General features: G+C 69.1%; 10 protein-coding genes. 3 read left to right on the top strand and 7 right to left on the bottom strand.

Annotated elements, in window-relative coordinates; all coding sequences use genetic code 11:
• Positions 1-368: 368 nt before the first annotated feature.
• The 3 genes from ACWEVO_RS17325 to ACWEVO_RS17315 all read right to left on the bottom strand — a co-directional run bounded on the left by ACWEVO_RS17325 (position 369) and on the right by ACWEVO_RS17315 (position 2974).
• Positions 369-932, bottom strand: a complete 564-nt coding sequence (locus tag ACWEVO_RS17325) for a hypothetical protein (protein ID WP_452308541.1) — start codon at positions 930-932, stop codon at positions 369-371.
• Between the two features lie 17 nt (positions 933-949).
• Positions 950-1177 carry a hypothetical protein gene (locus tag ACWEVO_RS17320; RefSeq protein WP_452308540.1) on the bottom strand — a complete coding sequence of 76 codons (228 nt, stop codon included), beginning with the start codon at positions 1175-1177 and terminating at the stop codon, positions 950-952.
• Positions 1178-1405: 228 nt separating this feature from the next.
• Positions 1406-2974: an amidohydrolase gene (locus ACWEVO_RS17315; protein WP_452308539.1), complete on the bottom strand. Its 1569-nt coding sequence runs from the start codon at positions 2972-2974 to the stop codon at positions 1406-1408.
• A 310-nt stretch (positions 2975-3284) separates the two neighbouring features.
• On the opposite strand from ACWEVO_RS17315, the gene sigJ reads away from it, so the two are divergent.
• Entirely contained in the window at positions 3285-4226 is a 942-nt protein-coding gene (gene sigJ, locus ACWEVO_RS17310) for an RNA polymerase sigma factor SigJ (protein WP_452308538.1), read from the top strand.
• A gap of 86 nt (positions 4227-4312) precedes the next feature.
• A complete protein-coding gene (locus tag ACWEVO_RS17305; RefSeq protein WP_452308537.1) occupies positions 4313-5248 on the top strand; it encodes an NAD-dependent epimerase/dehydratase family protein in 936 nt (311 codons plus the stop codon).
• A 215-nt stretch (positions 5249-5463) separates the two neighbouring features.
• Here the strand turns inward: ACWEVO_RS17305 and ACWEVO_RS17300 are convergent, their stop codons facing one another.
• Together ACWEVO_RS17300 and ACWEVO_RS17295 are read right to left on the bottom strand one after the other, a co-directional pair.
• A complete protein-coding gene (locus ACWEVO_RS17300; protein ID WP_452308536.1) occupies positions 5464-6804 on the bottom strand; it encodes an MFS transporter in 1341 nt (446 codons plus the stop codon).
• The gene (locus tag ACWEVO_RS17295; RefSeq protein ID WP_452308535.1) at positions 6801-6956 is read right to left on the bottom strand and encodes a hypothetical protein; all 156 of its coding nucleotides are present in this window, start codon (positions 6954-6956) and stop codon (positions 6801-6803) included. The genes ACWEVO_RS17300 and ACWEVO_RS17295 overlap by 4 nt, the downstream gene beginning before the upstream one ends.
• 445 nt (positions 6957-7401) lie before the next feature.
• On the opposite strand from ACWEVO_RS17295, the gene ACWEVO_RS17290 reads away from it, so the two are divergent.
• On the top strand, positions 7402-8040 hold the full coding sequence (locus ACWEVO_RS17290) for a maleylpyruvate isomerase N-terminal domain-containing protein (protein ID WP_452308534.1): 639 nt from the start codon (positions 7402-7404) through the stop codon (positions 8038-8040).
• A gap of 626 nt (positions 8041-8666) precedes the next feature.
• Here the strand turns inward: ACWEVO_RS17290 and ACWEVO_RS17285 are convergent.
• Complete coding sequence (locus tag ACWEVO_RS17285; protein ID WP_452308533.1) at positions 8667-9521, bottom strand: hypothetical protein; 855 nt, start codon at positions 9519-9521, stop codon at positions 8667-8669.
• A gap of 338 nt (positions 9522-9859) precedes the next feature.
• On the bottom strand, positions 9860-10959 hold a 1100-nt coding region (locus ACWEVO_RS17280; RefSeq protein WP_452308532.1), incomplete at its 5' end, for a putative bifunctional diguanylate cyclase/phosphodiesterase.

Raw genomic sequence — 10959 nt, 5'->3', positions numbered from 1 at the left:
ACCGGGCAGTTTTCCTTACGTGGCAGGCACTTCGCCATATCTACCGGCCCGCTGGACATCCAAGATCACGGCTGCCGTGAAAGGCCGAGGCTAGGACTTGAGTGGTAACGGTCGTTGCGGCTCGCGGCCCAGCCCGGCTGCACCCTATGGCGGTGCGGCTGCTGGGCGGGGTGGTCCTGGGTGGCGTGGCATCCGGCGTATCAGGTGCTCGTTCTCATCAGGGGCGTTCCCGTGGTCGGGTCTTTCGTCCGGCAGGGGCCACCAGCCCAGGCTCACGTGCCCGCCCCCGGGGAAAAGCTCACTCTTGAGCAGGGCGTACACGGGATAGGCGGCCACCAACATTGGCAGTACCTGTGGATCGGTTGAGTTCAGGGGGTCTGTGGGGCGGTAGGGACTGGCTTGATGCCGTAGTCGGCGAGCCAGGTGAGCAGGTCGTCCCGGTGTGCGTGGACGAGTGAGCCGCCGGTGAAGCGAGCGTCGTCGGTGACCTCGGCGACGATCTGCGGGGGTGGGAGGAAGGAGCGTGCCGCCTCGTCGGTGGTGAACTCGGCCTCGGCCAGGATCAGACCGTGCAGCGGTGGGTCGAAGACGTCGATGCCCAGCGGTGGGACGCTCAGGCGGGTCTTGGACAGCGTTGCCGCGGGCAGGCAGGCGAGCAGCTCGTATTCGGCTGAGGACAGGTAGATATTCGTGAGCAGTCCCTGGATGTGGCCTGGCCGCTGAGCGGGCACCTTCTGGGTGAGCTTGAACTCGCAGGCGCCGGTGGGGAGGCTTTCGACACGCCGTATGCGCAGCCGTGTGCCCGCCAGGTACCGGTCGGTGATGCGGCGGCTGGCGGTCACCGCAGCCGACAGCGGCGGTCTGGCCAGCAGGAATCGTCTCTCCCGCTCGACCCGCGCGTACTTCCCATCGCGGACGGGCTCGTCTGGCATCGAGTCTTTCTGCGGCGTCATGCCGCTGCCGCGTTGGGCCGCTCGACCAGCCGGCCGCGTTCGAAGCGGGCACCTGCCGCCCTGCCGTTACGCACCACCGGGCGGCGGCCCTGCGCGTCGAGCATCCGCCGCGCCGCGTCGGGCACGATCTCATCGATCAACGATCCGCCGGTCGTCGTGGCAGCCACGAAGGCCGCTGTCATGGCGGCTGGCGTCGACTCAATGTCGGTGACTACCGCATGCACAGGCGTACCTTCCCGACCCCCGTTGGCGCGCGGGTCTGCTTGGTTCCCTTATCCGGATCCCTTGGGAAGGTACGCCTCCCAAGCCCCTTCCACAGGTTCCAAGCATTGCTCCTCTGGGCGACGGCCGTAGCGCCGCCGGACAGGACCGCTCGCGCTGCTACTTCGACGGTCTTGCCTCGGCGCTGGTAAGCCCCGTCCCTCCAGCCAGGTCAGCTACCCGGCGACAAGTCAGGCCCGCCGCCAGCGCACCTCGCCACCGACGACGGTGGTGAGGACCTTGGTGTGCAGCACCGCCTCCGGCGACTCCAGGTAGGGGTCGGTGTCCACGGCGATGAAGTCAGCGAGTTTGCCCGGCGCGAGGATGCCCTTGCGGTCCTCCTCGCCTGCGGCGTACGCGGCGCCCAGAGTGTGGGCGCTGAGGGCTTCGGCCATGCTCAGCCGCTGCTCGGGCTGCCAGCCGCCGGTGGGGGTGCCGTCGGGGCGGGCGCGGGTCACCGCGGCGTACAGCGCGGCGAAGGGGTCGGGACTCTCGACGGGAGCGTCGGAGCCGAACGCCAGCGCGACGCCGGCGTCAAGCATCCCGCGCCAGGCGTAGGAGGCCAGGTCGTGGCCGGCCAGTAGTGAGTCGACCAGGTCGATGTCGCTGGTGCAGTGCACCGGCTGCATCGAGGCGACGACGCCGAGGGTGGCCATCCTGGACAGGTCGGCGGGTCGCAGGTGCTGCGCGTGCTCGATGCGGTGCCGTAGCCCTGGCGTGCGGCCGAGCGTCTCGTAGGCGTCGATGACCTGGCCGTTGGCCCGGTCGCCGATGGCGTGCGTGGCCACCGCGATGCCGGCACCCGCGGCCTTGGCGAACAGCTTGACCAGATCCTCGTACGGGGTGACCGCGATGCCCACGTTGCCGTGCTCCCCGGCGAAGGACCTGCTCATGTGGCAGGTGTGCGAGCCGAGCGCCCCGTCGCTGAAGATCTTCACCGGTCCGGTGCGGACCCAGTCGTCGCCCTGCCCGGTACGGCGGCCCTCGGCGATGGCCGCCTCCAGGTGAACCATCGGGATCGCCTTGTGCACGCGCAGCTTCAGCTCGCCCGAGTCGCGCAGCGCGAGATAGGCGGCCCGGCAGTCCTCACCATCGATGTCGTGCACGCTGGTCAGCCCGAGCGCGAGCAGCTCCTCCTGCCCGTTGCGCAGCAGGTCGCGCAGGTCAGAGGAGACCATGAGGTCACGCAGCGGGTCCGAGGCCGCCTCGCGCAGAATGCCGGTCGGCTCGCCGCTCGCGTCCCGGACGATCTCACCGCCTATCGGGTCGGGAGTGCTCGCGTCGATGCCGACCAGCCGCAGGGCGGCAGAGTTGGCCCACACCGTGTGGCCGTCCACGCTCGGCAACGCCACCGGCAGCTCGGGACAGACCGAGTCCAGCGCGTACCTGTCCGGCTGCGCCGGCGGATCCCAGGTGTTGCTGTTCCACCGGCCGCCGAACAGCCAGTCGCCCGGCGCCAGCCGCGCCGCGTGCGCCGCCACCATGGACAGCGCCTCGTCCAGGCCGCGCGCCCCGCGCAGGTCGACCGCGCCCAGGCTCTGCGCGTACTGCGCGGTGTGGATGTGGGCGTCGTAGAGCCCGGGAAGCACCGCGGCGCCCACCAGGTCGATCAGCTCCGCTCCGTGGCCCGCGGCGGCGCGTACCTCCGATTCCCCGCCGACGGCCAGCAGCCGATCGCCGTCCACGGCCATGGCCTCGGCCAACGGGTTGCCGCTGTCTCCGGTGTGGATGGCGGCGTTGCGGTAAACGCGGATGCTCATTGCGGCCCTCACGGTCTCGACGGGCGATGATCCATCACGGTAGACGACGTCCGGCGTGTTCTCCCGCCCGCAGCTGCGGCACCCAGGACGGGCTGATGTCGAGAAAGACCGCGTACTGGGCTCGGAGGTTGAGGGGTAGCGATCCGGCTCTTCGGGGATGATGTCCTGGGAAGCTCAGAGGAGCTGAGGCGTCTCACACCGAGCGAGCAGCAAGTGCAGCCCGGTACCTTTCTCGGCCGGCAAGGACTGCTTCCCCTGGGCGGAGCTGCCAGCAGTCGTCTGGACGTCAGTGCGGGAATATGATCACGTCATGCCTCTGACGGTGGATGACGTCGACCGGTTCGAGCGATCGAGGCCCCGTCTGGAGGCCATCGCGTACCGTCTCCTCGGCTCCGCGCACGAGGCGGAGGACATCGTGCAGGAGACGTTCTTGCGCTGGCAGGCCGCCGATGTCGACCGCGTCGAGGTCCTCGAGGCTTGGCTGACGAAGGTACTCACCAACCTGTGCCTCAACCAGCTCACCTCCGCGCGGGCACGCCGCGAGACCTACGTGGGCCGGTGGCTGCCCGAGCCGCTGCTCGCGGGAGACCCGATGCTCGGCCCGGCCGACAGCGCCGAGCAGCGGGAATCGGTCTCGTACGCGGTCCTGACCCTCATGGAGCGCCTGTCGCCCAAGGAGCGGGCCGTGTACGTGCTGCGGGAGGCGTTCGACTACCCGCACCGGGATATCGCGGAGATCCTCGACCTCACCGAGGCCGCCAGCCAGCAGATCTTTCACCGCGCCAAGGAGCATGTCGCCTACGGCAAAGCCCGCACCGAAGTCGACCAGGCCGCCGCCCGGCGGATCGTCGAGGAGTTCCTCGCGGCCGCCACCAGTGGCCGGACCGATGAGCTCGTACGCCTGCTCACCAAGGACGCCATCTCCATCGGCGACGGCGGAGGGAAGGTTCCGGCACGCACCAAGGCGTTCGAGGGAGCCGTCGCGGTCGCGAAGTTCGTGTGGGCCATGTTCACGCCCGCCGAGGCCAAGCGCGCCATCGTCGGCGGCTCGCCGGAGATATACGCCTGGAGCGCCAACGGCGAACCCGCCGTCGTCGCGGTCGTGGAAGGCCGGGTCGTCGCCATCATGTGCCTGCAGGTCACCGCCGAGGGCATCACCGCCTGCCGTACCCAGGCAAACCCCGACAAGCTCGAACGCGCGACCGCGCAATGGGCCGCGGCCAGCCGCGGGGAGCCCCTGCTCATCCTGTGACGGCTGTCACCATCGGCTCCTGTCAGGAATCGGCGGGCCATCCGGTTCAAGTGACGAATCCGAACCGGACAGCAAGGGAGCCCACGATGAGGGTGCTGGTGGCAGGAGCGACCGGAGCGATGGGCAGGGAACTGGTGCCCCGTCTGGTCGACGCCGGACACGAGGTGTTCGCCATGATCCGCAGCGAATCCAACAAGGCCAGGGCGGCACAGCTGGGCGCGGTACCGGTCATCGCCGATGCGCTGGATCGCACCCAGGTCGAGGCGGCCGTGCGCCAGGCGGCCCCGGAGGTGATCGTCAACCAGCTGACCGCCATCGGGCACATCGACACCCGGCATTTCGATCGCAGCTTCGCCGCCACCAACCGCTTGCGGATCGAGGGCACCGACAACCTGCTCGCGGCCGCCCGCGCCGCAGGAGTACGACGTTTCGTCGCCCAGAGCAACGGCGCGTTCACCTACACGCGGACCGGTGGGCCGGTCAAGAACGAACAAGACCCCCTGGATCGCTCGCCGGTCAGCCAGATGGCCCCGATGATCGCCGCGGTCGAGCACCTGGAGAAGGCCGTCCTGGACGCCGCCTGGACCGAAGGGATCGTGCTGCGCTACGGCGCGTTCTACGGACCCGGCACCTCCATGGCGCCCGGCTCCGAGCAGCTCGAAATGATCCGCAAACGCAAGTTCCCGGTCGTCGGCGACGGCGGCGCGGTGTGGTCGTTCGTCCACATCGCCGACGCCGCCGAGGCCACCGTCGCAGCGGTGGAGCACGGCCGCCGCGGCATCTACAACATCGTCGACGACGACCCCGCCCCGGTCTCCGAATGGCTGCCGGAACTGGCAGCGAGGCTGGGCGCCAAGAAACCGATGCGCGTACCGCGGTTCATCGGACGGCTGGCCGCCGGCCAGGCCGGCGTCGTGCTCATGACCGAACTGCGCGGCGCGTCCAACGCCAAGGCCAAGCGCGAACTGGGCTGGCAGCCGACACACCCCACCTGGCGCCAGGGCCTCCAGGTTGTGCCGTGACTTGATGAACGTCGTCTTTCTGCGGCGGCAGGTGTTCGCCGGGCCGCGTCTAAGGGCAACCATCCGCAGGATGGCTGTCCTTAGACGTGCCCGTCAGCAGACAGCGGCCGATCTGCCCGCTGCAGGAGGTCTCATCGAGCAGTGGACGTTGTACGAACGGACTGAGATCAACGCTCCGAGCCGGCGCCGTCAACGAAGAATCCGGCTTTAGGCCTTCATGTGGCGTGACGACCAGCGGCGGTGACGGCCCGGTTCTCCGCTTGCGGATCAGAAACCTCTTCCACGGGCTCGGTCGGGACGGGTACGGCCGCAGGGGCCACCGCCACCTGCTCCGACGGCGTCGACCGGATGCGCCAGGTCGCCGGAACGGCGAGCGTGGCGACGGTGATGAGGACGGTGATCAGCCCGACGCCACTCAGGACCGCAGGGGTGCCCAGAGCCGCCGCGACTGGGCCGGCAAGTCCGGTTCCGAGAGGCACCGCGATGAGCGCGCCGAGCATGAGCACCGACGTCGCCCGGCCGATGAGATCGTCGGGCAGTTCGCTTTGCACAGCGGTGCTCTGGAACACGTTGTAGATCGAGACCTGCAGGCCGCCGAGGAGGCTGGCCGGAATGATGAGCCACACTGGCGCCGGCACGGCAAGCGCGACCGCCAGCGGCACAATCAGCAGGAAGCAGACCAGGGCGGCCGCCATCGGCCGGGCGGGCCTCCAGCGGGAGCTGACGACGCCGCCGATGAGGGCGCCGACCGTGTAGCTGATGCCGACCGCGGCCCAGGCTGGCGCGCCACCGAGGTATTCGTTGGCGACGAACGGACCGAGCACGAAGATCGGGGAGATCACCAACAAGTTGATCAGACCGGTGTGTGCCACCCACACCCACAGCCATGTTCGGTTGCGTACCTCGCCGAAGCCGGTCCGGACGCTGGCGATCAGGCGGGCCTTGTGGCCCGGGCGCTCGGCGGTGAGGGTGCGGGGGAGTCGGGACAGGGCCAGGGCGCTGATGAGGAACGTCAGCGCGTCGACGCCGATCGCCCACCCCGGATCGGCCAGCGCGACGAGCGCGCCCGCTGACCCGACCGCGAAGATCGAGGCGGCGCTGCGGGACATGGCCAGCAGGGAGTTGGCCTGCTGCAGGCGCGGCTTGTCGACCACCGAAGGGATCAGACCCTGTGCGGCCGGGTTGAAGAAGGCGGCGCCGGCGCCGGCGATCAGCTGCAGCACGACGAGCATCCACACCCGCGCCACGCCGGTCAGCAGGATGGCCGCGGTGGCGGCCTGGACGACGAACCGGACCGCATCGGTCACCAGCATGATCGTCCGGCGCGAGAACCGGTCCCCGACCACCCCGCCGATCAGCGCGAACATGATGATCGGCAGCCGTGTGCTGAGAACCACGAGGCCCAGCGCCGACGGCGAGCCGGTCAGCTGCAGGACGGCGAAGGCCAGCGCGAACGGTGTCAAACTGTCGCCGAAGCCCGACGCCGTGCAACCGATGAAGTAGCGGCGGAAGTACCGGATCTTCAGAACCGTGAACATTGACTGATCGCGGCTCACGCGAGGACCTCCTCGACCGCCGTCGGGTCGGGGCCAGCTTGCGTGACCGCTGCGCGCCCCTTCACGTCGGTCCGGCGCAGGAGCGGTCGGCTGCCGACGCCGTCGAGGTACTCGTCCGAAGCGAGCACCGGATTGCTGAGATCCATCGTCATTCCCATTGACCATCGGTTGGTTGATGCGACGATCGTGGGGGCTCGACCAAGTTGAGAGTCAAGGACGCGTAACGCCGGATGCGTTCGTCGACGACAGCTCAACCTGAGCGACGTCAGGTAGTTCGGCCTGAAACGGTGTTGGGTCATCCGGCGAGGATGATGTTGTGGAGATTCCGCCAGCGCAGGTGGATGACGGAGCTGATCGGACCCGGGTAGGCCAAGGCGATAAGCCCGGACGTCTCCTCGACGTTGAAGGAAAGCCGCGATCGGCGGAACCGCTGGGAAGTACGACCGGCTCACGGCGTTCTGTCGCCGCCAGCCGCGGACACGCTCCGCTCAACAGCGCCCGCACGATCGCACCTCAAGGGACGGCGAGGTGGAATGCCCTCAAGGATCTTGACGTTGCCGGATACAGGCATGCACCACAACCCCGGGGGGCAGAGACATGGCGCAGATCAGGGAGCTCTACCTCAGTGCGGCAGCGTCAGCGGCGAAGCTGCTCGCTGCCCCGCAGGTAGCCGCTGTGTGGCATGAGCCGAGCGCGTTGGCGAAGCTGAGCGTTGGAGGGCTGGCGGGGCATCTGGCCGGCCAGATCTTCTTCATCCCCAAGGTGCTCGCCGAGCCGGTGCCCACCCAGAAGGTCATCCCACTGCATGAGTACTACGCGCGGGTGAGCTGGATCGGGTCAGACCTCGATGATCCGTTCAACGTCTTCATCCGCACCAGCGGCGAACAGGACGCCGCAGGCGGTCCGGCGGCGCTGGCTGCCCGCGTCGAAGCCACCGTGGCAGAGCTACGAGCCGTGCTCCCCACCGCGCCTTCCCGGCCGGTGCGCCGCCCAACCTGGGGAGAGTGGTCGATCACGCTGGACGACTTCGTGACGAGTCGACTCCTGGAAGTCGTCGTTCATTGCGACGACCTCGCCTACAGCGTCGGCGTACCGGCACCCGAACTACCCGCCCCGGCCATCGAGGCCGTGGTCGATGTGCTCTCCCGCATCGCCTTGCGTCGGCACGGCGCGACCAACGTGCTGCGCGCCCTCAGCCGCGCCGAACGCGCTCCCGCCTCGATCTCCGCGCTGTAGAAACGCCGGGTCATAACAGCCATCCACTGATCGCCGCGACAGCAGAGGACTGTCCCTATCGCCCAACCCCGCCCCACGACACCGGGCGTCCGTGCGCACTCTGCCGGTCACCGGCGTCGCAACAGCATCAGGACGACGGATGCCACGAGCAGCGCACCGGACCCAAACAGCACGGCGAAGTACAACACCGGACCACCGAACCCGTGATTCGGGCCCCTCATCAGCATCGAAGCAGAGGTGCCACCCGTCGAAATCAGCATCACCCAGAGGAACCACCGAGGCTGCCGTCGTAGCTCCTGCCACATCCGTTTTGGGATCACGCCGCCCCGCTCATCGAAAGCCGCATCTGCGTATCCGTCGTCATCGGCGACCGATTCCGCCAGCTTAAGGGACGTCTCGAGACCCGGTGACAGTCCAACTCGGACAGCAGGTCGTCGTCGATGTGGGCAGCTGTTCTCGGCCTCCCGCCCGGAGCTGATCCGTCCATTCACCGGACTGCGCCCGCGCTGTCTCTCCACTGGGCCCACGCGCGAGCCGTGCCGCCGCCCGCGACTCGCCGCAGCAGGTGACGCGCGGCGTGGAAGGCGCGGTGGCCGAACAGGAGCGCGCCGCCGTCGCTACGCCGGTCATCTTCGACCTTGGTGGTGAGGTCCTCCCGCCACGCGATGGCGTCCCCGGCCGGCCGGACGAAGCCATAGGTAGGTGTCCGGGGCCTCGCGCATCTGCCGAGCGTTGCCCAGTTCGCTGCGCGCGGCACCGCACTCCAGATCACACTGCTCGCCGGCGCTGATGTCGACCGACACCTCCGGGCTCGTACACCAGTCGATACGGAGCCGGACGTGGTGGACTCCCGGCGTCAACATCACCGCGCTTGACTCGCCCCGCCGCACCTTCCCGACCTGGAACCCATCGACCAGGATTCGGTACGCGCGCCACTTGTCCCGCCAGCTGGCCGGCTCGCGTGCAACGCGCAGCATTCCCATCCCCGTCGGGGTACCAACATCCGTGGCCCCGTGCGGCTGATCGTTCACGGCCCGTCTCCTCGGTCGTCTGCGAGGCTCATCGGCACGACGGCGCAGCGACCAGAACGAACCGGGCTGACCCCGCAGATGCGGGGGAACCACCCAACGCGGCCGGTTGAACCAGATGACTGCGATCCCTGCCCACGCGCTCCCCACCACGCCGACGAGCAGCGCCAGCAGCAGGACCGCGAGTGCCTCTGGCAGCCGTTGGGGCGCCGCTGCGAGGCGGCCGGTCGCACGGAGCCCCCCGCCCACCGCGATCAGGACGCCGAGCAGGTAGTGGAACACCCCGAAGATCGGCGTGGCCCGCTCGAACCCGGCCCGGAACCCGTCGGTGAACGGAATGCCTTGCATCCCACCGCCTGGGGCGCTGTGCTGCCGCCAACTCCGCACGCCGAGCCTGACCAGCGCCGTACCGGCCGCGAGGCAGTACGCGGCGGCCAGGCACACGACGACCATGGGGCTACCTCACCGCCTCACCAATCGGCACGAGATACGTCCTATCATGGGTCCCTCTGTCCCAAGACATCGCCGGGAGCGGGGTCCGAGCTGGGCCTCGGCGGGTCCGGAAAGTGACTTTCTCCGAAGAGCCGGCTTGGGAGTGCGAGCTCACCGTCGGGAGAATCAGCTCAAGCAGCGTGACCACGTCAGCGGCGTCGGGGCCCTGAGTCCGCGCGCGGAGGAAGGACAATCTGCGGGGACTCGTCGAAAAATGAGGGTGTGCCCTTGCACCAACTGCCAAGACTGCACAAGCGGGAACGCCTCTGCGCCCTCGGTGATCAGCTCCTGTGTTCGCGTCAATGACGCGGTGGCCGACCGGCGGCCGGCGGTGTGATGCCGGTGGTCAGGTAGCGGCGGGCATCGTCGGCCGGTAGCGGTCTGGTGTAGAGGTAGCCCTGGCCGGTATGGCAGCCCAGGCGGGTGAGTTCGGTGGCTTGTGCGGGGGTTTCGATGCCTTCGGCGACGGTGGTCAGGTGCAGGGCCTGGCTGAGGCGGATGATGGCCTCCGTTATGGCGGCGCCGGCGGGGGTGTCGTCGAGTTCTGCGACGAAGCTGCGGTCGATTTTGAGGATGTCGACCGGCAGGCGTGCGAGGTAATGCAGGGAGGAATAGCCCGTGCCGAAGTCGTCGACCGCGATTCGGATCCCGTGCCGGCGCAGGGCGGCGAGTGTTGGGATCGCGGGGTCGCCGTCGACGAGCGCGGACTCGGTGACCTCCAGGACGAGGTCGGTCGGGGGCAGGCCGGTCCGGTCGAGGATGGCGAGAACGTCGTCGACGAGAGTCCGTTCCTGCAACTGCCGTGGTGCGACGTTGACGCTCGCGTAGCAGGACCGGCGGTCGGGGAGGTCGGCCTGCCAGCTGTGGACGGCACGGCACGCTTGCTCGAGGACGTAGAGGCCGATGGCGGTGATGGCCCCGGTGCGTTCGGCGACCGGGATGAACGTGAGCGGGGAGACGAGGCCGCGGGTGGGGTGTCGCCAGCGGACCAGAGCTTCGACTCCACCAGGATGGCCGTCACGTAGGTCGACCATCGGCTGGAAGAGAACAGCAAGCTGACCGTCGGTGACGGCGTGGTCGAGGTCGTCGCCAAGAGCGGCGTCGTCGGCGCGCTGGTCGAGCATGCCCGGGCGGTAGAGGATGACGCCGTGCGTCCCGGCGCGTTTTGCGTGGTAGAGAGCGATGTCGGCGCGGTGCAGGACGTCCTCGGGGTCGTCACCGGCGCCGCCGGCGACCCCGGCGCTGGCCCGGATGGTGACGGTGCCGGTCGGGAACCGCAGCGGGGTGGCGGCGGCGGTGGCCAGGGTGCGGTTGACCACGGTGACGGGATCGCCTGGCGTGGTGGGGCTGGCGAGCAGGACGGCGAACTCGTCGCCGCTGATTCGGGCGGGGGTGTCGG

The sequence above is a fragment of the Micromonospora sp. NPDC003776 genome (assembly GCF_053605645.1).
The sequence above is the reverse complement of the archived record's forward strand: the minus strand, read 5'-3'. Positions and strand labels throughout refer to the sequence as shown.